The sequence below is a fragment of the Bartonella japonica genome, assembly GCF_040545385.1.
Classification (GTDB): domain Bacteria; phylum Pseudomonadota; class Alphaproteobacteria; order Rhizobiales; family Rhizobiaceae; genus Bartonella; species Bartonella japonica.
In genome coordinates, this window is record NZ_JBEPLT010000006.1 from 60137 (window position 1) to 86066 (window position 25930).

The 25930-nt window shown below is 36.5% G+C and carries 20 protein-coding genes; 7 read left to right on the plus strand and 13 right to left on the minus strand.

The features are described 5' to 3' along the window. Positions 1-732 precede the first annotated feature (732 nt). The 3 genes from ABID39_RS03995 to ABID39_RS04005 form a co-directional block, all read right to left on the minus strand. On the minus strand, positions 733-1455 hold the full coding sequence (locus ABID39_RS03995) for a glycerophosphodiester phosphodiesterase (protein WP_354186264.1): 723 nt from the start codon (positions 1453-1455) through the stop codon (positions 733-735). A gap of 182 nt (positions 1456-1637) precedes the next feature. After that, positions 1638-3194 (minus strand): glutamine-hydrolyzing GMP synthase, encoded by a 1557-nt coding sequence (gene guaA / locus ABID39_RS04000; protein ID WP_354186266.1) that lies wholly within the window; start codon positions 3192-3194, stop codon positions 1638-1640. 133 nt (positions 3195-3327) lie between these two features. Further along, positions 3328-4614 carry an RsmB/NOP family class I SAM-dependent RNA methyltransferase gene (locus tag ABID39_RS04005; RefSeq protein ID WP_354186268.1) on the minus strand — a complete coding sequence of 429 codons (1287 nt, stop codon included), beginning with the start codon at positions 4612-4614 and terminating at the stop codon, positions 3328-3330. 431 nt (positions 4615-5045) lie between these two features. Here ABID39_RS04005 and ABID39_RS04010 point away from each other — a divergent pair, with 431 nt between their 5' ends. After that, positions 5046-5195: a hypothetical protein gene (locus ABID39_RS04010; RefSeq protein WP_354186270.1), complete on the plus strand. Its 150-nt coding sequence runs from the start codon at positions 5046-5048 to the stop codon at positions 5193-5195. A gap of 159 nt (positions 5196-5354) precedes the next feature. Here the strand turns inward: ABID39_RS04010 and guaB are convergent, their stop codons facing one another. The 3 genes from guaB to ABID39_RS04025 all read right to left on the minus strand — a co-directional run bounded on the left by guaB (position 5355) and on the right by ABID39_RS04025 (position 10389). Further along, positions 5355-6854 (minus strand): IMP dehydrogenase, encoded by a 1500-nt coding sequence (guaB, locus tag ABID39_RS04015; protein WP_354186272.1) that lies wholly within the window; start codon positions 6852-6854, stop codon positions 5355-5357. Positions 6855-7003: 149 nt separating this feature from the next. Beyond that, on the minus strand, positions 7004-8575 hold the full coding sequence (locus tag ABID39_RS04020; protein ID WP_354186274.1) for a phospholipase D family protein: 1572 nt from the start codon (positions 8573-8575) through the stop codon (positions 7004-7006). 428 nt (positions 8576-9003) lie between these two features. Further along, positions 9004-10389, minus strand: coding sequence for a sigma-54-dependent transcriptional regulator (locus ABID39_RS04025; RefSeq protein ID WP_354186276.1), 1386 nt, complete (start codon positions 10387-10389; stop codon positions 9004-9006). 253 nt (positions 10390-10642) lie between these two features. Here ABID39_RS04025 and omp10 point away from each other — a divergent pair, with 253 nt between their 5' ends. After that, the gene (omp10, locus tag ABID39_RS04030; protein ID WP_354186278.1) at positions 10643-11002 is read left to right on the plus strand and encodes an outer membrane lipoprotein Omp10; all 360 of its coding nucleotides are present in this window, start codon (positions 10643-10645) and stop codon (positions 11000-11002) included. A 548-nt stretch (positions 11003-11550) separates the two neighbouring features. Here the strand turns inward: omp10 and ABID39_RS04035 are convergent. Both ABID39_RS04035 and galU read right to left on the minus strand, forming a co-directional pair. Beyond that, a complete protein-coding gene (locus ABID39_RS04035; RefSeq protein ID WP_354186280.1) occupies positions 11551-12543 on the minus strand; it encodes a KpsF/GutQ family sugar-phosphate isomerase in 993 nt (330 codons plus the stop codon). A 38-nt stretch (positions 12544-12581) separates the two neighbouring features. After that, positions 12582-13472 carry a UTP--glucose-1-phosphate uridylyltransferase GalU gene (gene galU / locus ABID39_RS04040; RefSeq protein WP_354186282.1) on the minus strand — a complete coding sequence of 297 codons (891 nt, stop codon included), beginning with the start codon at positions 13470-13472 and terminating at the stop codon, positions 12582-12584. 263 nt (positions 13473-13735) lie between these two features. On the opposite strand from galU, the gene ABID39_RS04045 reads away from it, so the two are divergent. Further along, positions 13736-14992, plus strand: a complete 1257-nt coding sequence (locus ABID39_RS04045; protein ID WP_354186284.1) for a lytic murein transglycosylase — start codon at positions 13736-13738, stop codon at positions 14990-14992. A gap of 16 nt (positions 14993-15008) precedes the next feature. Further along, positions 15009-16067, plus strand: a complete 1059-nt coding sequence (locus ABID39_RS04050) for an SGNH/GDSL hydrolase family protein (RefSeq protein WP_354186328.1) — start codon at positions 15009-15011, stop codon at positions 16065-16067. 158 nt (positions 16068-16225) lie between these two features. On the opposite strand, the gene ABID39_RS04055 is transcribed toward ABID39_RS04050, so the two are convergent. Further along, positions 16226-18250, minus strand: coding sequence for a M3 family metallopeptidase (locus ABID39_RS04055; RefSeq protein ID WP_354186286.1), 2025 nt, complete (start codon positions 18248-18250; stop codon positions 16226-16228). Positions 18251-18600: 350 nt separating this feature from the next. Between ABID39_RS04055 and mgtE the strand changes: the two genes are divergently transcribed. The 3 genes from mgtE to ppa all read left to right on the plus strand — a co-directional run bounded on the left by mgtE (position 18601) and on the right by ppa (position 23454). After that, entirely contained in the window at positions 18601-19977 is a 1377-nt protein-coding gene (gene mgtE / locus ABID39_RS04060) for a magnesium transporter (RefSeq protein ID WP_354186288.1), read from the plus strand. A 1050-nt stretch (positions 19978-21027) separates the two neighbouring features. Next, complete coding sequence (typA, locus tag ABID39_RS04065) at positions 21028-22854, plus strand: translational GTPase TypA (RefSeq protein WP_354186290.1); 1827 nt, start codon at positions 21028-21030, stop codon at positions 22852-22854. Between the two features lie 69 nt (positions 22855-22923). Next, positions 22924-23454, plus strand: a complete 531-nt coding sequence (ppa, locus tag ABID39_RS04070; protein ID WP_354186292.1) for an inorganic diphosphatase — start codon at positions 22924-22926, stop codon at positions 23452-23454. 277 nt (positions 23455-23731) lie between these two features. Here ppa and ABID39_RS04075 read toward each other — a convergent pair whose 3' ends face one another. From ABID39_RS04075 to ABID39_RS04090, 4 genes are all read right to left on the minus strand, one after another. After that, complete coding sequence (locus tag ABID39_RS04075; RefSeq protein ID WP_354186294.1) at positions 23732-24049, minus strand: DUF167 domain-containing protein; 318 nt, start codon at positions 24047-24049, stop codon at positions 23732-23734. A 23-nt stretch (positions 24050-24072) separates the two neighbouring features. Next, positions 24073-24366: a YggT family protein gene (locus tag ABID39_RS04080; RefSeq protein WP_354186296.1), complete on the minus strand. Its 294-nt coding sequence runs from the start codon at positions 24364-24366 to the stop codon at positions 24073-24075. Between the two features lie 353 nt (positions 24367-24719). After that, entirely contained in the window at positions 24720-25280 is a 561-nt protein-coding gene (locus ABID39_RS04085) for an invasion associated locus B family protein (RefSeq protein WP_354186298.1), read from the minus strand. A gap of 113 nt (positions 25281-25393) precedes the next feature. Beyond that, complete coding sequence (locus ABID39_RS04090) at positions 25394-25918, minus strand: RNA pyrophosphohydrolase (protein WP_354186300.1); 525 nt, start codon at positions 25916-25918, stop codon at positions 25394-25396. Positions 25919-25930 lie beyond the last annotated feature (12 nt).

The window sequence follows — 25930 nt, forward strand, 5'->3', positions numbered from 1 at the left end:
AAAACCAGTATAAGAAGTAAAATTTGAAAAAACAGAAATGATTTACCATACAAGTTAATTCTGTATCAACATATTGATTTATAACAACAATTCACCTTTTTCTTCTTAAATGTGCAATACTAAAAATAGTAAGATCCTTTTATTTTAAATCCTTTTCATGATGAATCAATCAAAACTATTCACACGTCACTGTGGAATTTGTGTATGCATAAAATCACTTGAGAAAAGACTAAAAACATCTCTTGTGAACTATCTCAGTGCAAGAGCTATCATATCAATACATGAAAAGTAAGCAAATAAATTAGAAGCTAATAAATAAAATGATAGTGCCCAACTTATATTATAATATTGTAAGAAAAATCTTGCTTTTTTTCTCACATATAGGCATTGAAATGTGATTGTAAACATCTATGCTTCTTTAAGTCTTTTTAAAAATATAAGCTGTTTTTGATAAAGATTATGTCTAGATACATTCCCCCAAAATATGAAGAGCAAAAACAGCATCTTTATCTTTCTTTCTTACCCAAAAAGGAAAAGACTGCATAACTATGATCAACATCTTTACAATAAATGCTACATAATTGAAAGATTTCTTCTTTTATGGAACTTAAGCACTTCAAATTCAAGCTTTCTCTAATTTAAAATATTAAACACATGATGCCTACAGAAGAAAATACTTTTCATCAATCTTACTTTTATTAAGGAATGTTGCTTTACTCTTATAGATGAATTTTATCTTTGTTCCCGTAATTGTAAAGCAAGATCAGGTTGATCTGTTGTAATATAATGTACAGGCATATCAAGCCAATGTGATAACCGCGCCCTCCCATTGATTGTCCATACTCCTACAGTAAAACCAGCGTCAAGTGCAGCGTCAATAAAGTTTCGTGTGACAATGGAACCATCTAAACTCAGATCAGAATAGCCCAATTTCTTCCATTCACAAAAATGATGGTACATATCACCTTCAAAACTATCAATACATGGACCAGATGCTATTCCCGCTTCAATAAAAGGATGAAGACTCACAGGATCAAAACTAATTGCAGAAACCCGTTCTGCCAAATTTCGACTTTTTATTAACTCAAGTGCTTTTTGGGATAAAATTTTCTCACGCTCAACTTCACCACATGTTTTAATTTCAAGATGCAGTGCAACATTGGTTGGTCCCAAAAGATCAAGAACTTCTTCTAGTAAAGGAGGAGCTTCAGCACTTCCTCTTACACAGAGTTGTTTGCGTGTTTCATTATCAATATCATGAATATATCCTGTTTTTCCAACCAATTGTTCTAAACCGAAATCATGAAATACTACCACTTCACCGCTTTTAAGGAGATGCACATCACATTCAATTTCATCAACTCCCAATGCAATCGCATGACGAAATGCCGAAAGTGTATTTTCAGGATGAAGATGAGCTCCACCACGATGTGCAACAATTTTTTTCTCGGACATGCAAAACTCCAAACTTCTTCATTTCCAACGATATTAGATAACACATAATCAGGTTATGATTTTGAGACATCATAACCTGATAAATAATAATCTTTTTAAGAAACTGTCTTCTCCTGTTTACCGGCTCAAATATCCAATTTTGAATAAGACTCTCTTCTTAAAAGATTTTTATTCCATTTAAATTATTCCCACTCAATGGTACCTGGAGGTTTTGAAGTTACATCATACACAACACGATTAATCCCCCTGACTTCGTTAATAATGCGTGCTGCTGTTTTGCTTAAAAAATCCATATTATAAGGATAAAAATCAGCGGTCATTCCATCTACAGATGTCACTGCACGAAGAGCACATACAAACTCATAAGTGCGTCCATCACCCATCACACCGACAGTTTGAACAGGAAGAAGAACAGTAAAAGCCTGCCAAATTTCATCATAAAGACCAGCTTTACGAATTTCATCAAGGTAAATAGCATCTGCTTCACGTAAAATTTCTAATTTTTCACGTGTAACTGCTCCTGGACACCGAATTGCAAGACCTGGACCCGGAAAAGGATGGCGACCAATAAACTTCTCAGGCAATCCTAACTCTCGCCCTAGCGAGCGAACCTCATCCTTAAACAACTCACGCAGCGGCTCTACAAGTTTCATTTTCATCCGCTCCGGTAACCCCCCTACATTATGATGGCTTTTAATTGTTACCCCGTCACCAATGGCTGAAACACTTTCAATAACATCTGGATAAAGCGTGCCCTGTGCTAAAAATTCCGCACCTCCGATTTTTTTAGTTTCTTCTTCAAAAACCTCAATAAAAAGGCGACCTATCGTTTTGCGCTTTTTCTCTGGATCTGTTTCACCTTTTAAGGCATTAAGAAACATATTGGCAGCATTAACGTGAATAAGTTTAATATTATAATGGTCACGGAATAGTGTAAGAACTTCTTCAGCTTCATTCTTGCGCATAAACCCATGATCTACCAAAATACATGTCAGTTGGTCTCCTATTGCTTCATGGAGAAGCACAGCCACAACTGATGAATCCACACCACCTGAAAGACCACAAATAACACGACTGTTCCCAACTCGTTGTCGTATCGTAGCAATTGCCTGCTCACGATAAGAAGCCATTGACCAACTGCTTTTAAGACCAGAAATTTTATGAACAAAATTCTGCAAAAGTTTTGCACCATCCGGTGTATGCACAACTTCAGGATGAAACTGCAATGCGTAAAAGCGCCTTTTCTCATCAGCAATAACAGCATAGGGAGCACCTTTTGACGTTCCTATGACACGAAACCCCTCTGGTAAAGCCGTCACACGATCACCGTGGCTCATCCAGACTTGATAACAAGAACCTTTTTCCCATACATCATCAAAAAGGGCACTCTCTTCTTGCACCTCCAAAAAAGTGCGTCCAAATTCACGTTCATGTCCTGCTTCAACTTTCCCTCCAAGCTGAACACACATAACTTGTTCACCATAACAAATACCAAGAACAGGAACACCAATTTCAAAAACTTCCATCGGGGCACGCGGCGAATCATTATCAAGAACTGAATAAGAACTTCCTGATAAAATAATAGCTTTAGGTCTTATTCGCTTGATGCTTTCTAAAGCGATTTGAAAAGGAATAATTTCACAATAAACACCCATTGCCCGCACCCGCCGAGCAATAAGTTGTGTCACTTGTGAACCAAAATCAATAATAAGGACAGTGTCTGGATGTGATATGCTCATAAAAAACCAATCAATCATTATAAAAAGCGAACCAATAAGACTTATTATTCAATCTTTCTCTTTTCACAAGTCTGTTTATCTGAGAAAAAGGTTCTCATTGCAAAATTTAAGATAAAAAATGTGAAAATATGTATCAATGCTTTTTTTGCAACACAGACAAAAAGAAACCATCGGTTTTTGTTGTTGCTGGTGATAAAGTAAGTCCATAATTTGAAAAAATTGGTTGCACAGATGCACAACTAAAATGTTTCTGCCAAAGTGCGCGCATATTTATTGGATGAAAATGAGAATGTTTTTGAAGAAAATGAGAAATTTGTGCCTCATTTTCATCCACAAAAAGAGAGCATGTAATATAAACTAAACGCCCGTTCGGTTTAAGATAATCTATAGCTTTGTTCAAAATATCCCTCTGTTCTGTTTGGCGTTGTTTTACCTGCTCTAATGTTAAACGCCATTTCGTATCTGGACGCCTACGCCATGTACCTGTTCCACTACATGGTGCATCCAACAAAACTATATCCATCTGACCTACTAACGGCTTTAATTCCTCCCCATGCTCCCGTATCTGTACATTACGAACACCAGCACGTCGAAGACGATCAAAAATGGGAAACAAACGGAATTTATTTGAATCATAAGCATATATTTGTCCTTGATTCTTCATACTAGCAGCTAAAGCTAAAGTTTTTCCACCAGATCCAGCACAATAATCTAATATCTGCATACTTGCTTTTGCTTCTACAAGATAGGCAACAATCTGAGATCCTAAATCTTGTATTTCAAAGTGTCCCATTTGAAAAGCACGTTCCATTTGAACGTTGGGATGACGATCAAACTTTTCAATCGGTGCAATTCTTAAAGCTTGCGGAAACCAATTTAACAGTTGGGCTTTGGTTTTTACTAACTCTTGAAGTACCTTCTCTGGTATTGCTTTCAAGCTATTCACGCGTAAATCTAAAGAGGGACGTGTTGCTAATGCAGCGGTTTCAATAACCAAATTATCGGCAAATAAAGGACCTAGATGTGTTTTACACCATTGAGGAATATCACCACGAATATAATCTGGAGCATTAACCAATTGCTGTTTTTGCCATGATTGACGCTGCCTAGCTTCTAATAGCTGTGGTGCAAATCGATCTCCTTCTAATTCATGATCGATTTTCTCAATTGTCATTTTCCCTGTATCTAATAAAGCACCGAAAGCGATATCCCTGATATCATCACTCTCCATACGCCATTGTAAAGAATAATATCGTCTTAAAACATCATAAACGATTGTACCAATTGCTGCACGATCACTGGCTCCCGCAAAACGATGAGCCACCCCCCAAGCTTTTAAAGCTTCACCTGCAGGAGTATGATGCATTTCTATTTCTTTTAGAATATCTATTGCTGCACGCAAACGCCCACCTAAGCGCATTCATTTCTCCCATTCGAATTTTAACAAAAACAAAATTATCTTTCTTTACGTCAATAGATTTTTTTGAAACTATACAAAAATTTATATTGGAAGCTGAATGTTTCTGATCACACTTTTATAGCATTTTAAACGCTTCATCTCACGCGCTACCTGTTTGCATTCCTATTATTTAAAAACATATACCCAATCTTAATACTGAAAAACAGGCTATATATTTAAAATCTCTCTTTCAAAATATATGCAAAAATCATCAAACTTTGAAATACTCTCTTTCTGAAAAGTAGCAAAAAGTTTCTACCAAAGTTAGACACAACTCTTCTTAATTATTCTTAACAAAATATTAACTTTTTAAAAAACACTTGGAACCACTATCTGATATGTCCGTTTTTGCTATACTGGCTGTAAGCCAGATAATTTAAAAGGAGAATATAATGAATACTCACAATAATGGCAAAACAACTTCACCTAAAAGCCGTCATAATACAACACCCTCAAACAATGGAAAGAAATCCATCTCAAGTGATCAAGCTAACACTCGCCAACGCGCGTCAAAATCAGAGCGGAAGACGACAAAAAGTTAATTCTTTTAACTTCATATAACCCATGGGAAGAATTGGAATATCAACCTCCAATTCTTTCTATTTTAGAACTTTAAATTACAAAGAGTAAAAAATACTAACCTTCTTACACTTTCTCAAAAGATTTTTACGCTACGGAATGTAGCTCTCAGATCTTATATGTCAAACAGGCCCTCGATAATTTGGACTCTCTCGTGTGATAGCAACATCATGTGTATGGCTTTCATGGAGTCCAGCATTAGTGATACGAACGAATGTCGCTTTTTCACGAAATTCTGCTAAATCCCTCGCACCAACATATCCCATCGAAGCACGCAATCCACCAGCGAGCTGGTGTAAAACTGATGCTATAGGCCCTTTATAAGCCACTTGACCTTCCACACCTTCAGGAACCAATTTAAGCTCATCACGCACTTCATCCTGAAAATAGCGATCTGCCGACCCCCTTGCCATAGCACCAACGGATCCCATACCGCGATAAGCTTTAAAAGACCGCCCTTGATAAAGATAAACTTCACCAGGGCTCTCATCTGTACCTGCTAAAAGAGAACCGATCATAGCAGCACAAGCCCCACCTGCTAGAGCTTTAGCAAAATCACCCGAAGCTTTGATCCCACCATCAGCAATAACAGGAATACCTGCCTTTTCAGCAGCTTCTGCAGCACTCATAATAGCTGCAAGTTGAGGGACACCAACACCTGCTACAATCCGTGTTGTACAAATAGAACCAGGACCAATACCAACCTTTACTGCATCTGCACCACTATCAATGAGCGCCTGTGTTGCCTGAGAAGTTGCTACATTACCAGCAATAACAGCCGGAGAACACGCCATTTTCTTAATTCGCTCAACAGTTTCTAATACACGTTGAGAATGCCCATGCGCTGTATCAATCACCAGTACATCAACACCTGCTTCAATGAGTCGTTCAGCCCGCTCAATCCCATCATTGCCCACACTACTGGCAGCTGCAACACGCAAGCGACCTTGAGAATCCTTGGCAGCATTTGGATTTAATTGTGCCTTTTCAATATCCTTAACTGTTATCAAGCCAACACAGCGATTTTGTTCATCCACAACCAATAATTTTTCAATACGATGATGATGTAACAAATACTTCGCTTCGCTAAGTTGAACATTTTCATGCACCGTAATCAAATTTTCATGCGTCATTAATTCATAAATTTTTTGTTTTGGATCCGAAGCAAAACGCACATCCCTATTCGTCAAAATACCTACAAGCCGCCCAGCAGTCTTACTTTTATCACCATTTTCAACAACCGGAATACCCGAAATACCATATGAACGCATCAAAGCTTTTGCTTCTTCAAGTGTTGCATCTGGTCCAATTGTAACTGGATTAACAACCATGCCAGATTCAAATTTTTTCACCTGACGAACTTCTTCGGCCTGCTCTGTAGGAGACATATTACGATGAATAACACCAAGACCACCAGCTTGCGCCATAGCAATAGCTAAACGCGACTCTGTCACAGTATCCATTGCAGCAGAAAGCAACGGCAAATTGAGCTTAATATCAGCTGCAATACGCGTTCTAAGATCTACTTGGCCAGGCATAACAAGAGAATGACCAGGCTGTAAAAGCACATCATCAAAAGTCAATGCCAATGCACCTGTCCCCGTTTCAACAATTTTTGCCATAGCCAAATTCCTTTACAACAAAACACCGCAAGGTTCTTTCGATAAAATTGCGGTTCTCATACCTTTGTGGATTGGCAAAAAATTATGCCACGCTACAAAAAAAATGAAAAGAAAAATTAAAATAATTTTTTGATTATAGTTTATAAAATCTATAATTGTGTTTCAATGGGTAACCAACTTATTATTTTTGCAAATGCACGACGCCAAAAATTGCTTTCTGGTTCATAGTCAATACTATGCTGTTTTTCATTTTCAATAAAATCCCAATAAATACGGTTGTTATCACCAAGACGAAGATGATAACTCATTTCACCTGTTGTTTCTTCAGAAAAAAGCAGATCTAATCTTGCTGCAATTGGTGCACATTCAAAAAGAATACCCATTTCCGTATTGAGTGCTGCTGATCTAGGATCAAAGTTTAAAGACCCAATAAAAGCAGTTTTATGATCAACTAAAAAAGCTTTAGCATGTAAACTTGCCTTACTTGATCGAAATAATCGCAACCCATGCATATTTCCATCTGGTTTTAATTCATAAAGCTTAACACCGCTTTTCAGTAATGCCTTGCGATACGGCACATAACCACCATGCACAAGCGCTACATCGGTAGCAGCTAAAGAGTTCGTAAGAATTTTGACATCAACACCTTTTGAAACCAAATTACTAAAATTTTGAGTACCTACCTTACCAGGGACAAAATAAGGAGATATAATTTGAACAGTTTTTTGAGCATCCTCAATAACCTTAGCGAGTGCTTTCATAAGCCAATTTTCTGCTCTTTTGCGTAATGCTTTTTCCGGTGGATCAGAAAGAATAGTAACTTTGTCTGCTAAAAATAATCGCTTTCCTGTCTGAATAAAGTAATCAAAATTAATATGCTCTTTGATATATTTTAAATAAACTTTTGCAACCTCGGAATTACGAAATTTTTGTAACTTATCCTTCCAATATCCAAGGTCGCTTACATTTTTAGAAACAACCAAAGTATGAATCGGTAAAACGACAGCACTATTCCAAAAGTCATCAAAGACGGTTTCTACCTTTTTAACTGAGGGACCAATTAACATCAAATCTAAATCTCGAAAATGCGATTCTTCACCGGCATCAAAATAAGAATCTGCAAGATTGCGTCCTCCTACAAAAGCTACACGGCCATCCACAATAAAAGCTTTATTATGCATTCTACGCGTTACAGTAATTGCCCGCAATATAATTTCTAAACCACGACGTAAACCACCTTTACGGGACCAACTTGGGTTAAACATTCTTACCTCAATATGAGGATGTTTATCCAACGCAATGTAAGCTGGATCACGCGCTTGGGCATTAATATCATCTAAAAGAAGGCGAACCCGAACACCACGATCAGCTGCTTCTACTATTTCACTTAATAATAAACGTCCCGTTAAATCATCATCCCAAATATAATACATAAGATCAAGGCTGCGCCCAGCCTCTGCTGCTCCTATCGCGCGAACATAAAACGCATCCAAATTGCTGATGATAAGTGAAAGAGCATCCTTATCAACCCCTAATCCATTTGCTTTCTCTGCTAACTGACTCACTATACGATCAAGCTTTGTTTCATCTTTCTTAACAGTTAACGCATAAGAACACTCTCCCCTAGCACTTTTAATGAAGCGTCCATATGTATAAATCGCCAATATAGACGCAACCCAAAACAATATGATAAAATAGATAACAGCTTGGAACAGAGACAAAGAGGAACAACTTTCTATTTTTTAATCACCATACAAACATTGATACGAATGACAGCATTCAAATCAGGCATGTTATATTCATCATGCTACAGACAGAATGCCATTTCTTGCTTAAAAGAATATAAACTCAATATTTGATGCTTCTAGAACTTTAGTTTAAGTATTCAAAAGTGTAAAAACTATCCTCTCACTTTACACGTGAAGTGCACTAAAATCATAAAAATCAAAATGAAATAAATAAAGTTCAAAAGGATTACACACAATAAAATCTAAACCCATTGTGTTTACAAAGTCACTCTCAATATTTAAATTCTACGATAAGTAACATTAATTTTTTAAAAACCAAAACCCCTCCCTTAATTTTCAAAAAAGCTATTATGCTTTTTTTGAAAATGAGATCTCTAGAAGAAAGAAACTTATCATAGACTTTATTTACGTTCTTGACTCTTTATGGCTCTCAACTCTTCCATTTTGCGATAAAGTGTAGAGCGCCCTATATGAAGACGCCGAGCAATCTCACTCATATGTCCCTTATAATGTTTAACCGCTTTCTCAATAATATCACGTTCCATCTCTGCAAAAGTACGCACATGCCCATCACCATCCAAAAATTGTATTAATTCTTGTTCATGGTTTTCTTGTATATTACTCTCAATGATACTTGGAACACTCTTCAATGAATTTCCCATTAATTGAGGAAAATCTCGGACAGTTAACAATGGCCCCTCACTGAGTAAAATTGCACGAAATAAAAAATTTTCAAGTTCATGCCGGTTACCAGGCCAATCATACTGCATAAGCAATGAAAGCGCCGACCCTGCTAATCCATGGACATGCGATCTCCCTGTTTCCGTAATAATGCGGTCAATCAAATTTTGCGTAAGTTCTGGAAAATCATCTCTCAATTCTCGCAAAGCAGGAACACTGATAGATAATTGGGAAAACTTTTCAAACAAACTACGCAGAAATAATCCTTCTGCAACCAAATCTTTCAACCGAGAAGTTGAGATAGCAATGATGCGAAAAGAAAAAAGGTTATCCCTTGTATGTTTTTCTCTTTCTTTAAGATAATAGGCTAAGCGCTTTTGCTGGATAGACTCGAGTCGATCAACATCACAAAGGCAAAGCGTTCCTTTTTCAAGAGAAGAAACCAGTGGTAAAAACTCTTGAAACCAATGGTGACTTTCTTGTTCTGGATCGTCAATAGCTGAACATTGGAAACGAATAAAAGCTCCCTCAGATAACAAACCCTCATGATGAATAATGCGAGCTAATGTTTCGCGACCAGTCCCAGTTTCACCTTCTATCAAAAGATTCTGTAAAGAAGCTGCTGCTTTTCTCGATTGCTCTATAACCACCTGCATTGCTCGGCTTTTTGTGCAAAGGTCAGAAAATCGCAAATGATTCTCATTTCTTCGCCGAATATAACGAACCTCACGCTCCAATGCAGAAATGAGAGCAAGCGTATCCAACGTAACTCTCAACCGCAGTAAAGTAACAGGATGAATCCAGTAATCAATAGCTCCAGCTGTTAAAGCTTTCTGCAGTAAATCTTGATTCTCTTGTTGTGCTATCACAACAATAGGAACAACAACACCAGCGACTCTAATCATTTTAATCAAATCACTCACACTCAAATCACTCATGATGACATCAAGGAGTGCAAGCACAATATTTTTACGCCTGTGTAAAAGATCAATCGTCCGGAGACCATTTTCTGCTTCAATGACACGGTAACCAAAACCTCGAAGCATGGCAGAAAGCTCTACGCGCTTTCCATAGTCTTCACTTGCAACAAGAATGGGACCAACCATAATCTTAATAATCTCCTCTGAGACTACTAAATGGCTTAATGTAAAAATCGTTGTAAAGCATAAGAAATATTTTACCTCTTGTGTTTCACTTACAAACTTCATCAAGCTGTTTATTAAATAAAAATTAAGGCATTTTTTTCCATTTTTTTTGCTTTTTCATTGATTTTTATTAAATTTTTCATATTGACTCATAGAGCAATTTAATAATGTTATAGAAACCAGAGAGTAAATCAACATAAATTAGAGTGACAAAATGAAGCATCCCTACCGTATTTTATATCTCACAATCACCACTTTGGTACTATGTGCTTGTGGCTTTTCGCAATATTATGGACAAAATATGCCAAATGGAATTGATGGTAAATGGGTGGATGAGAACGGTATTATCTCCTCTTTTCACGAAGGCGTTTTTGAAACACGCGCAGCAGATACACAAGAAAAACTCTCAGAAGGTACATATAATTATGTCAGTGCTCAACAGATAGAAATGGAAATACGCTCTATCCTCCGTGGAACAATATCTAGAGTTAATTGCATACTCTCACGTCAAGCAACGCAGCTTTTCTGTACATCATATACAGGGACACAATTTTCTCTTAAGCGACAATTTTAAATAAAATAAAAACCACAGCGTCTTGGTAGAGACATGAAAGACTCATATGTGGGAGATTCATATAGGGATTCATATAATGACTAGAAATAATAAATTGTTGTTTTCATACTGAATGAGAATTCTCAATATCATAAAATTTTACCATTTCAACTTCTTTGCATGAAACAATCAATCAAAACCATTGTTTTGCACGTTACAAATGGAGTTTGCATATAAGTAAAATCACTTTGGAAAATGTATAAAATGCTTCTTATAAACCATTTCAATGCACAAAACTGTTATAGCATGAAAGGCTGTCTTAAAAGCTAACAAATATGATGATAGAATAAACTTGTGATGCCATAAGAATCAGGAAAAATAAATTTTTCCTAAAAAACTCAAAATAGGCGAATATATTGATATAATCCTCTGCTTATAGAACTCACAAACACTGTAAAATGGACAAACAATCATTTTTTTAAAAAGGCATCAACCACACTGCTGCATTGAAATTTTCTATTGTTAGACTTGCCTTATACTACAATAAATATTTTATATGAAGACTCAATTTACACAGCACCAATGCGCAAAAGATCGTGGAAATGAACAATCCCCACTGGTCTCTTATCCTCAACCACAAAAAAAGCACCAATATGGTGATCATTAATAAAAGCTGTGGCCGCACCAACCAACATATTTGGCTCAACAATTTTGGGATCTTTTGTCATTACCTCATCAACATTAAATTTTGATAAGTTAAAGTGAATGTTGCGTGCAAGATCACCGTCAGTCACAATCCCAATTAATTCACCTTTTTGATTGACAACACCAACACAACCAAAATGTTTTTCAACCAAAACATTCATCGCTTCAGTCATTGTTGTCCCCTGTTCAACTAAAGGAATACGGTCGCCACCATGCATAATATCACGCACGTATTTAAGACTTGCGCCAAGAGAACCACCAGGATGATAAATTTTAAAATCCCTTGCAGTAAAGCCATGCATTTCTAAAAGAGCAACGGCTAATGCATCTCCCATCGCCAGCTGCATAACTGTTGAAGTTGTAGGAGCAAGCCCATGGGGACAAGCTTCTTCACTCTTTGGCAATAAAAGTACAATATCAGCCTGTCGTCCTAATACAGAATTCTCACCCGATGTCATGGCAATAAGTGGAATACGAAAACGCGCGGCATGATTGATAATACCACTTAGCTCCAAGGTTTCACCTGACCATGATAAAGCCAAAATAACATCATTAGGTCCAATCATACCAAGATCGCCGTGATTGGCTTCTGCAGCATGAACAAAAAAAGCAGGTGTCCCCGTCGACGCTAAAGTTGCAGCAATTTTCGTACCTATATGACCACTCTTTCCAAGACCAGTAATCACCACATGACCATGAGCATTTCTGATCGTTTGAACAGCAGCTTCAAAAGAAGAAGAAAGACTTCCAAGAAGAGAATTTTCAAGGGCTTCAAGTCCTTGTTTCTCACTCGCAAGTGTTTTAAGTGCCGATATAACGGCACCCTGTAAAACTATATGAGAAGACTGTGTTGTCATAAACAAATTGATAAATGAAATTAAATGAGAGATCTATATTATTTTTCAACTTTAATGGTTTCTAGTAAATTTTTCAATAATGTAGAAACTTGGCTATACATATCAGAACGTGCTAAGGAAAATGCAACATTAGCTTCAATAAAGCCAACTTTAGAGCCACAATCAAAAGTGATCCCCTCTAACTGGAAACCAAAAAAATCCTGCTCCTTTGAGAGCCGTACCATCGCATCTGTTAACTGAATTTCATTTCCTGCACCTTGTTTTTGATTAGAGAGAATATTAAAAATTTCTGGTTGCAAAATATAACGTCCATTGATGTATAGATTTGACGGAGCGGTTCCTTTTGTTGGCTTTTCTACCATTTTTGTAATTTTAAAACCGTTTGCAATCTGCTGGCCTTTTCCAACAATACCATATTTGTGTGCTTCTCTAGGATCGCACTCTTGGACCGAGATAATATTCCCTCCACCGGTTTTCTCATAAAGATTCATCATCTCAGAAAGACACCCCTTTTGGGCTTGTATCAGCATATCAGGTAATAACAACGCAAAAGGCTCATCTCCAACTAATTCACGTGCACACCAAATAGCATGTCCTAGACCTAAAGGCCTCTGTTGCCGTGTAAAAGATGTTGTACCTGGTGGAGGCTGCAAACCGTGTAAATGCTCAAGCTCTTCTCTTTTCCCACGCTCAGAAAGGGTGGTATATAACTCAACTTGCGTATCAAAATAATCCTCAATGACTGCCTTATTGCGTCCCGTAACAAAAATAAAATGCTCAATACCAGCTTCACGCGCCTCATCTACAACATATTGAATAACGGGCTTGTCAACAATCGTCAGCATTTCCTTAGGAATTGTCTTTGTTGCAGGCAGAAAACGTGTACCAAGACCAGCCACGGGAAATACTGCTTTTCGAATCTTACGCACTCTCATACTCCTGATTAATTGTATAACTTTCTGATTTTATTTCACATATGTTTTTACAAAAAGATAAAAAAGATATCTTATTGTTTTGAATGCTCTTATAATGGATAGGAAAGAGATACAAATAATATGATGATTTATTGAGAATATTTCTGCACAACAAATAATTAGTTTCAATATTCATTATTTTCTTGATAACATTATTGCTAATACCAAATACAATATAAAATTCTTGCACATCATAATATTTTGAGGGGAATTTAAAAATGCAAAAAGCAGAATCTAAAAATTTTCTTTCTTCAAAGAAATCAATAAATCAAAAAACGCTTATCGTAGGTTTAACTGTTCTTCTTTCTACTTTTTTAATGTTTTTTGCATCATCTTTATATGCTGATAACAGTTTTAAACACTGGATTAAAGAATTTAGGAAAATAGCTCTTGCCAACAATATTTTACCCTCTACATTTGACATAGCTTTTAAAACCATTCATTCAATAGATCCTGAAGTTTTAAAAAAAGCTGCATACCAACCAGAATTTATTAGTCCTTCGTGGAGCTATTTCGATAATCGTATTCATGATATTGCGATTGTGGAAGGACAGCGTCAAGCTAAAAAGTGGGATAATTGGCTTCCTTTAATCGAAAAACGTTTTGGTGTTGACCGCAACATCTTACTCGCTATTTGGTCAATGGAAAGCAATTATGGACAAATTTTAACAAATAACAATGTGATGCGTGACACTATTCGCTCACTTGCAACTTTAGCTTATGCTGATCCAAAACGTGCAAAATACGCGCAGGAGCAACTCATTGCTGCCATGAAAATTCTTCAAAGTGGTGAAATTACACGTACACAACTGACTGGATCTTGGGCTGGAGCAATGGGGCATACGCAATTCATTCCAAGCAGTTATCTTGCTTATGCCATTGACATGGATGGAAATGGAAAAAGTGATATTTGGAACTCTGTTCCAGATGCCCTTGCAACTGCTGCTAATCTTCTCCACATGAATGGTTGGAAATCTGATCGACCTTGGGGTGTAGAAGTTAAACTGCCGCAAAAGAAAAACCTTCCCAGTGATTGGCGTTCTTTTGAACAATGGGCAAAGCTGGGTGTAACAAATGCGAATGGTCACCCTCTTCCTGCATCATCTGAACAAGCCATATTGAAATATCCAGATGAACCCAAAGGACCTATATTCCTAGTAACAAAAAATTTCTTTGTTCTTAAGCGTTATAATAATGCAGATCGATATGCTTTTGCTGTTGCTCTTCTTGCTAACCGCATTGCTGGACATCCTGGATTGGTTCAAGATTGGCAACGACCATTTCAACCTCTTACTTTCCATGAATACAAAGAACTGCAATCTCGTTTAATTGCACTTGGCTATTATGAAGGAGAAGTTGATGGCAAAATCGGTACAGCCTCTCAAAACGCTATTAAAGCTTTTCAAAAGCACCATCATTTAAAGGTCGATGGATATCCAAGTTCTGAACTTCTCTTTCTTCTTCGAAAACAATAATGAGGAGTTAAAGTGTTTGTTCTACTTCCGCTCAATATACTCCATTTTCCTGCTTGTCTCTATATCTGCATTAAGTGTTATACAACCATCTTCAAGTGAAGCAACAAACTTTTTTAAATGGTTGTCGCAACATAACAAGCAGCCACGACAGCTACAAATTATAGAACAAAAAATAGACAAAGCACAGAAAAAGACTGTCCCACAAAAACCTGCACAAAAATTAAAAGAAGAAAATGCAAAACGCATTCTTATCTTAGGGGATTTTGTCGCTTCTGCTGTTGCCGATGCACTGAACAGGCTTTTTATTGATAATAGAAATATTATCATCATAAATAATACGATGCCAAATTCTGGCTTGGTAAGAACTGACTACTATTCTTGGAAAAGTAATATTTCTACACTCATTGATAAAAATAAGCCCGATATTATTGTCATGGTGATAGGTGCCAATGATAATCAACCAATTCAAATGTCTCATGGTATATTTAATACAAATGAACCAGAATGGATGAACATCTACAAACAAAGAATTACTGAAATTGCTGAAAGTCTTCATGCTTCAGAAAAACCATGGATATGGATGGGGCAACCTGCTTTTGGAAATGATAATTTAACACAAAAAGTAAAAATTTTTAACAAACTCTACAAACAAGAAATAGAAAGTGCCAAAGGACATTTCATCGATATCTGGGATGGTTTCATCGACGAACAAAATCAATTTTCTTTTTCAGGTTATGATACAAATGGGAAGGTCGTTAAATTACGTACCCCTGATGGTCTTAACTTTACCTCTGAAGGAAAAAGAAAACTTGCCTCTTATTTAGAAAAAAAATTGCAAGATATTTTAAATTTTCACATATTTTCCAATGAAACCATACTCTTGAACACTGTTAATTCTATAGAACTTATGCAAAAATTACAAAAAATTGAATACCAATCTCCAATGAGTCTTGATGACATAGCACAACAAAATATTGGCTTACTCAACAGAAGAAATCAAAACTTTATAAAAAGACCATGGTTTCCACTGAATGGTTATCAGAAAGACCGAGCTGATGACTTTTCTTTCCCATAATCTTCTTTCAAAACGCAAAATCTTATTCTCTTCACAAATGAAAAGCCAATAAAATAAAAAATCTTTTTTCATAAAGTCGTGATAAGATTTATACTTAAATAAATCTTGACAACAGAAACAAGATAATACGGTATGGCTTACACCATACCGTATTATCTTTACAGTCCACGTTTTTGAATCATCGCTTCTGATGAAGGCAACCGCCCACGAAAAGCTTTATAGAGCTCCTCTGGGTCACGGCTCCCTCCAGCAGAATAGATAAAACGTTTTAAGCGATCAGCAAGTTCTGGATTAAAGACATCATCTGTTTCTTCAAAAGCCTGAAAAGCGTCAGCATCCAGCACCTCTGACCACATATAGGAATAATAACCAGCAGCATAACCGTCTCCTGAAAATACATGCGTGAAATGTGGAGGACGGTGACGCATAATGATTGCATCAGGCATCTGCAATTTTTCCAATTCTTGGGTTTCAAATATTGTTGGATCAGTTATAGGTTTTCCTTGGTGAAAAGCCATGTCTACCAACGCCGATGAGATAAATTCAACCGCAGAAAAGCCCGCATTAAATGTCTGTGCCAATAAAACCTTATCTATCAATTCTTGTGGCATAGGAAGTCCTGTTTTTTTGTGTGTAGCATAAGATTTTAAGACTTCTGGCACAGTTAACCAATGTTCGTAAAGTTGTGAAGGAAGTTCAACAAAATCACGCGAAACAGATGTTCCTGCTACAGATGTCCATTTTACATCAGAAAGCAAACCATGCAATGCATGCCCAAACTCGTGAAAAAGTGTACGCGCATCATCAAGTGACAAAAGTGCAACTTCCCCTTTAGATGGTTTAGCAAAATTACAAATATTGTAGATAATAGGTTTTTGTCCACCATCTAATTTATGTTGTGATTGCAACCTACTCATCCATGCACCAGATCGTTTTGAAGAGCGTGCAAAATAATCACCAATAAAATGCCCAAGCAGACTTCCATCGGCTTTCTTTACTTCCCATAAACGTGCATCAGGATGCCAAAGTGCAATAGATTTTTTTTCTTCAAATGAGATTCCAAAGAGTTTACCTGCAACTCCAAAAGCCGCTTCAATCATACGATCAAGTTGCAAATAATATTTAATTTCAGCGCTGTCGAAAGAAAATTTTTCAGCGCGAAGTTTTTCAGTATAATAGCGCCAATCCCAAGCTGCTAAAGCTTCATTACTCCCTTGATTATTTGCAAAATTTTGTAATTCGATCTGTTCACTCATAGCTTTCGCTCTTGCCCTCTCCCATACAGGAGCCAGCAAATCCATAACGGCATCAACAGTTTTCGCCATAGTATTATCAAGTTTCAAATCTGCAAAGGACTTATATCCTAGTAACTTTGCTTGCTCATCTCGAAGTGCAATAATCTCTACAATAATCGCTCGATTATCATTGTCATTGCTATTTTCACCGCGCTTGGACCAAGCCTGAAATGCAATCTCACGCAAATCACGACGATGAGAGAATTTCAAAAAGGGCTCAATAATTGAGCGTGCCAATGTTAATGCATAAGCTCCCTCATTTCCTCTTTCACATGCAATTTCCTTCATTGATGCAATAAGATCATCAGGCAAACCAGATAAATCTGTTTGTTCTAATAATAAAATCCATTCCGCTTCATCTTTTAAAACATTCTGACCAAAAGTAGCATTTAAAAAAGCAAGCTTTTCATTAATTTCTACAAGCCGCTTTTTCCCTTTTTCATCAAGTTTTGCACCATTACAAACGAATTTCTTCCACCATAATTCAAGTACACGTGTTGTTTCACTGTCATATATGCCCTGCTGCGACTGTTTATAGAGCATATCCATTTTTGCAAATATCCGTGCATCCATCATAATTTTCGAAGAATAATGAGAAAGTTTTATGACAAACTCTTGTTCTAATTTCTGAATCAAAGCATTACTATGCGCACTTGAACGCAAGAAGAATATGGAACAAACACGATCAAGTGCTTTGCCGGAAAGCTCAAAAGGTTGCAAAAAATTTTCAAGTGTTGGGGACTCATGCCCTTTCGCAATCATCTCTAATTCTTCTTCTGCTTCTTGCAGAGCATGCTCAAAAGCGGGTTTAAAATCTTCATCATTTATTGAAGAAAAATCAGGAAGCCCTGCATATCCGTTCCAGTCCAGCACTGATGATTTTGCCATAATATTCTCTGTCTCCTTGATATAAACTTGAAATCTCACAATCACATTTACGATACAAATTGATCATATACTAAAATCATTTGGTATAATTTAAAAATATCATTTAATCTCTCTTCCAGTAGAAAAAATAAAAAATGTCTTTATCATAAGGTGATAAATAAAAATAAGAACCTATGTGTTTGATTTAGAAAGTTGTTTATAACCTAGAAGTTATCGTTAATTTTATTTTAAATATAAACAGTTGTAAGTACAGTTAAGATGGGCTTTTTTTTAAATCTTCTATAATTTTTTGTTATCTTATCCATCAATATGAACCTATAATTTCCCAACCTTGTAGAAGGTATTTTGTCATGACTGAAATTAAAACAACCTTCGACTTCAAAAATTCTTCTCCTGAAGTACTCGCTGAAGAATTAAAAAATCACCATTTTGCAGACTCCATTGATATCATCAATGATCTTGATATTATGGAACGCGTAGCTATTCTTAGCCTTCTACCTCTTGATTATGCTATTGAGCTCTTTGATAAACCAGAACTTGAGCAACCAGCGGCTATTCTCGAACTTCTTCCTGTAACGCGTTCAGTTGAAATTCTTGATGGCATGTCTGCTGATGCCGCAGCTGACGTCTTTCAGGAAATGGATAAAGAAACCCGCACGCGGCTTTATGCATTGCTCAAACCCTTAACGCGTGCTGAAATAAAAAAACTCACGAGTTATCCTGATCACACAGCTGGCGCACTCATGACAACAGAGTTTATAGTAGTCCCAGCAAACTGGACTGTAAAAAGAACTCTTGATTACATCCGCGATGTCGAACGAACACGTGAAACAGTTTACACTAGCTACGTTATTGAACCGAAAACAGGCACCCTTCTCAAAGCTGTTTCACTGCGTAACCTTATCCTTGCTTCACCTGATGAACCAATTCTAAACGTCTCTACACATGACACTCCTATTACAATATCTCCTTTTACACATCATGAAGATATTGCTCGTCTTTTTCAACGCCATGACCTGCTCTCTGTGCCTGTTATTGATGAAGGGAATCATGTCATTGGTATTGTAACAGTTGATGACGTGCTTGATACAATGGTTGATGAAATGAGTGAAGATGCCTACAAATTCGGAGGTATGGAAGCTCTTGATAAACCCTACATGCAAATAAACTTTCTCGGAATGATGAAAAAACGTGGGGGGTGGCTTGCTCTCCTTTTTCTTGGCGAAATGTTGACAGCAAGTGCTATGCAATATTTTGAAACAGAGCTTGAAAAAGTCATCACTCTTACATTGTTTATTCCTCTTATTATGAGTTCAGGAGGAAACTCCGGATCGCAAGCAACATCACTTATTATCCGTGCTTTAGCGTTACGTGAACTCACCCTAAAAGACTGGTGGAAAATTATCCTACGTGAAATCCCAACAGGGATATCTCTTGGCGTTTTACTCGGAGTTATTGGAGTGATGCGTATTGCTCTTTGGCAAGAACTCGGTATCTACAACTATGGTGAACACTGGATTTTCATTGCTATGACAGTGGGAACAGCTCTCATTGGTATTGTCACCTTTGGTTCTTTATTCGGATCCATGTTGCCCTTTATCCTTAAAGGCTTCGGTTTTGACCCCGCAAGTGCTTCAGCTCCCCTTGTCGCAACCTTAGTAGATGTTATGGGAATTGTGATCTACTTTTCTGTTGCTTCCCTTATCTTATCTGGAACTTTACTCTAGCATGAAAAATAAAAACGTACCTCATGTAACTTCAATTTTTTCTATTAGCTAATTACTAGAAAGTATATTGATTGTTTTAAAATATAAAACAACATTATGAATCCTAAATAAAATCCCTTGATGCTATTGTCATTCATTATTTGAAATGCTCTCATTAAAATAATAAAAAACATTCAATAACAAAACGAAATGAATGTATTTATGAAGCAATTTTCAAGGGATCTTATGTTACATTAATGCACCCTTCAAATACAATAACATATGCAGTTATATGGGAAATAAGTAAGCTCCAACGTCATACTTACACTCTCCCAAAAACAAAAAAGCTTTCCTATTTGGACAGAAGAGAATGTTGAATAATATTATCAAAAATGATCTTTAGAAATTCATGAGTGCATTTGAATTGATCTCCTTTATATACAGGCTTATGCTGTGGTGATGCCATTTGCATTAGCTAGAAAAACGTAAAGAACAATACCATTCATCTCAAACTAAAAAAGTAAATTTAAAATAAATGTCTTTCTTCCTATTTTACCGGAATTAATCGTAATACTTGAAATTAAACCGTCTAAAAATAAAGCACTTATTTGTGGTAAACGCGAAAACAATACCTAAAGAAAGTTTTAATATAATATTTCATCAAGCATATAACTAAGAAGATATCCTCAAATCAGAACATAATTTGAGAAAGTTAGCAGCAACATAAAATGTTAATTCTGAAATAACAGTATTACAATTGAAAACACCTTTTTGACTAAGATAATAAATAATAAAATGGCATCTCTTCGCATAAAGAGACTACAGATCGTAAAAAAAATCTCACTCTTGAAGGGATAAAAAAGCTTCCAAAAATTAGGGATACGAGAAAAAATGTAATAAAATCAGAACTCATCCTCCCCTTATTATTACAACAATTTATTGGTTTAATTATTCAATATTTCTCCTCTTCCAAAATTATAAAAAAACATGTAAAAGATTTTTTGATCGTAAGGTAAGGGATGTAAAAGTTTTACCTCAAATGAAATTTCACAAAAGAAAAGAAGAAAATTTATGCAATTGCGTAATATCGCCATTATTGCTCACGTAGACCATGGCAAAACAACACTTGTAGACGAACTTCTCAAACAATCAGGAAACTTCCGCGATAATCAGCGCACCAGCGAGCGTATGATGGATTCAAATGATATTGAAAAAGAACGTGGAATTACAATTTTAGCAAAAGTAACATCCGTTGTTTGGAAAGATACCCGTATTAACATTGTTGATACACCAGGTCACGCTGACTTTGGTGGAGAAGTTGAACGTATTTTAAATATGGTAGATGGAGCAATTGTCCTTGTTGATGCTGCTGAAGGTCCAATGCCGCAAACAAAATTTGTTGTTGGGAAAGCATTAAAAGTAGGATTACGCCCTATCGTTGCTATCAATAAAATTGATCGTACTGATGCACGTGCCGATGAAGTTATCAATGAAGTCTTTGACCTCTTTGCTGCTCTTGATGCAACCGATGAACAACTTGACTTTCCTATTCTTTACGGATCAGGTCGCGATGGATGGATGGCTGAGTCCCCAGAAGGACCAAAAGATCAGGGACTTGGTCCTTTGTTTGATCTTATAACCCGACATGTCCCTTCTCCTAGTGTAGCAGAAGGACCATTTCGTATGATTGGAACTATTCTTGAAGCCGATCCATTTTTGGGACGAATTATTACAGGTCGTATTCATTCGGGCTCTATAAAATCCAATCAAAATGTTAAGGTTCTCGGACAAGATGGAAAACTTTTGGAAACTGGACGCATCTCAAAAATTTTGGCATTTCGTGGGCTGGAACGTCAACCTATTGAAGAAAGTGTTGCTGGTGATATTGTAGCAATTGCCGGTCTACAAAAAGGTACTGTTGCTGATACTTTTTGTGATCTTGCCGTCAATGAACCTCTCGCTGCTCAACCAATTGATCCGCCCACTGTTACAATGAGCTTTCTCGTCAATGATAGCCCCCTTGCAGGAACTGAAGGAGATAAAGTAACAAGCCGTGTTATTCGTGATCGTTTGTTTAAAGAAGCAGAAGGTAATGTAGCCCTAAAAATTGAAGAATCAGAAGATAAGGATTCTTTCTACGTTTCAGGACGGGGAGAATTACAACTTGCTGTTCTCATTGAAAATATGCGCCGTGAAGGATTTGAACTTAGTGTTTCACGTCCACGTGTTGTGATGCAAAAAGATGAAAATGGAGTAACTCTTGAACCAATCGAGGAAGTTGTCATCGATGTTGATGAAGAGTATTCTGGAACTGTCGTGCAAAAAATGTCTGAGCGTAAAGGTGAAATGGTTGAATTGCGCCCTTCTGGAGGCAACCGTGTTCGTCTCGTCTTTTACGCTCCAACGCGAGGACTTATTGGCTACCAATCCGAGCTTTTAACCGATACGCGTGGTACAGCCATTATGAATCGTCTTTTTCATAGCTATGAACCTTACAAAGGGGATATTAATGGTCGTGTCAATGGTGTTATGATCTCAAATGATAGTGGTGAAGCTGTCGCCTATGCTCTTTTTAATCTTGAAGATCGTGGACCTATGGTGATCGATGCTGGTGTTAAAGTCTATCAGGGTATGATTATTGGTATCCACTCACGTGATAATGACTTAGAAGTTAATGTTTTAAAAGGGAAAAAACTTACTAATATGCGCGCTGCTGGAAAAGATGAAGCCGTAAAGCTAACCCCTCCCATTAAAATGACCTTAGAGCGTGCCTTATCGTGGATACAAGATGATGAACTTGTAGAAGTAACTCCTAAAAATATTCGTCTACGCAAACTTTATCTAGATCCCAATGAACGCAAGCGTTTTGAAAAAACACGTTCATCAATTTCAACCTAGTTCCATGACTTTCCGCAGTTCAATATTTTATTGAATCCAGCTTCATTATATTCGCGAAAGGACCTTTATATGAATATTAAAGAAATACCCGTTGGTAAAAATCCACCAGAAGATATTAATGTTATTGTAGAAGTCTCTCTTGGTGGACAACCAATAAAGTATGAGATGGATAAAAAATCAGAAGCCTTATTTGTTGATCGTTTTCTTCATACCTCAATGGTTTATCCTGGAAATTACGGTTTTGTACCACATACTCTTTCAGATGATGGAGATCCCATTGATGTTCTTATCTGCAATACGCGCCCACTTATTCCTGGCTGTGTTATCAATGTTTGCCCTATCGGCGCTCTTGTTATGGAAGATGACGGTGGTAAAGATGAAAAAATTATTGCCATCCCTGCTCCCAAATTAACGAAACGCTATATTAATATTCATAATTATACGGATCTTCCCGAAATTACATTAAAGCAAATTGAGCATTTCTTCGAACATTATAAAGATCTTGAACCTGGAAAATGGGCTAAAATTGAAGGTTGGCAGGATAAAGATTTTGCACGTGAGTTGATTAAGCAGGCTATTGAACGTAATCAAGCAGTATAGTTATTTTAGAAAAATAAAGCCTGTTTTTTAATAGGCTTTTATTATATTTGCCAGCCCCCAATGTGCGATAGCCCTTACATTAAGGCGGTTCATAAGTGCTATTTTAGTCCTTTCTTATAAAAATTTTATCTACACATTCATCCAGCTTATAACGTGTAAGGATTTATTTGATTCAATATAAACAGGTTTGAAATGAGAGAATCTTACGTTATTCAGGTCTCTCATTTAACATACAAAACAGTAAATTATATTTATAACTCAATGTATTGCAATTATTTTATAGAGAAATACAATCTCCTAATAATTGCCATATCTCTTTTAACTCTTCCAAATGTGTTGAAAAGTAAACTTGTTTATAGCGAGATGTAGCACCACTTTTCAAAGAAATACAAGAAGATGGAATTTTCCATTGCTTCGCTAAAAATTTAATGAGAGCTTTGTTTGCCTTTCCATCTTCAGGAACAGCACGAAGACGTACAACAAGATACTGCTTTCCATCATCCCTATATTCAACCCCTATGATTTGATCAACTGAAGACTTTGGAATAAGTCGTACAAACAGGATCAAACCATCCGTATAAACTTGGTAAAACATCTTCACTCATCTCATACAATATCTCATAGATACATGCTTTCATAAGCACGCCACATGAAAACACGAATGAAATAAATAATGATGAATACGACAACAGGAGAAATATCAATTGCTCCCAAATTTGGCAAAATCTGCCGAATACGACTGAGAACTGGCTCCGTAAGGCGATACAAAAAGCCCCCAATTAAAACAACAAAGCGATTGCGTGTATTTATGATATTAAAGGTATAAAGCCAAGAAAAAATGACATTTGCGATTAAAATATCAATATAAATATTGAAAATCAGATCAATCGCTTGAAATAATGTATAAACCACGCTTTATCTCTCTTCCAATTAATAAAGACATAAATATCGTATATAGAGCATTTATCAAAATAAGCCTCTTTATTCAAAAATGGCTTAATTTTATAGATATAGCTAAATGTCTCTTTTTGAATGAATAGAAAATACAAACATCTAAGTTTACTATCTCAATATTACAATGATAATAAAACCTGACAAACAAATATCGGAATGAAAATACTTAGCCAACCCAGATAATAATAAATACCTTCAAAAAACTTTGAATACTCTCTCTGATGACCTAACCATTTTAATCATTAAGAGTGTTATAAGAATGCTTAAACTAAAAACGGCCTTAAAAGGCCGCCTTTATTATAGTTTTCAGATTATTTTTGTAAAACTGCCAAACGATTAAGCGCATTGCTAAAACCACTTAGCTGAATGAATAAATCATTCAAAGCTGGCTCACCTGGAGCAGCAATTGTCATAGCCAACTTCAAATTCTTTCCAGAACGTAAAGCTGCGACATGAGTTTTATCAAAAATAACTGGAACAATGCAACCTGCGGGAACACAAGTCCGAATACCCGTTTCAATAACAGCTTTTCCCTCATCAACCTGCAAACGAACAGGCTTAGAAACCAAAATACCAAAAGGAACGATGAGATTACCAGACACAACACCATCAGCCTTGAGATCAACATTCATAGCTACAACCATACGGCCCTGATCATTCACCTCTTGACGATGTATCAAACAAACTTTTTTTCCTTCTTGTAGCGAGCAGTTAAGACTCCACAAATCATACGTTTCAGACAAAGAAGAAGCACCATTTGGCAAAGTAGCTGCTGTTGATTTTGCCTCATCAGCCTTTGAAGCTGATACAAATGCTACAGAAGAAACACTCAAAAAAGTAAAAAATACAATTAAATTAAATAACTTTTTCATTTTATATCCTAGTTCTTTACATAAAAGAGAAATACGCTTACTATCTTTTAAATTATACATAATACAAAGCATCTTAAATAGAAAAAGAGCCCTCTATATAAATTATATAGCCTTTATGATTGTTTAAGGCTACCTCGAAATTCACTCACAACTTTCATATAAACATGCTTTTTAAAAGAAATAACAATCGAAGGAAGTATTTCTAGATCAACCCATTTCCACTGATCAAACTCTGCTTCATTACCATCCGGCGGCGGATTAGTAGTAATTTCAGAAATATCTCCCGTAAACTGAAAAGCAAACCATTTCTGTATTTGTCCACGATATTTACTGCTTAACATATGCCCAACAAATTCTTGTGGAAAATCATAATGGAACCAATCTTGTGTTTCCTTAATCAACTTTACAGACCGGATACCTGTTTCTTCGTAAAGTTCACGACGAGCCGCCTCTAATGGTTCTTCATTTTCATTGATTCCCCCTTGAGGGAGCTGCCAACGCTGCGAAGTTTCAGCATTGGCATGAATGTTTGTCATCAAACGACGCCCAACCCAAACTTTACCGTCATGATTAAAGACAACAATCCCAACACATTTCCGATAAGGAAGATCCTTCAAATTAACCACCGCATCGTCCATTCAATTATCCTT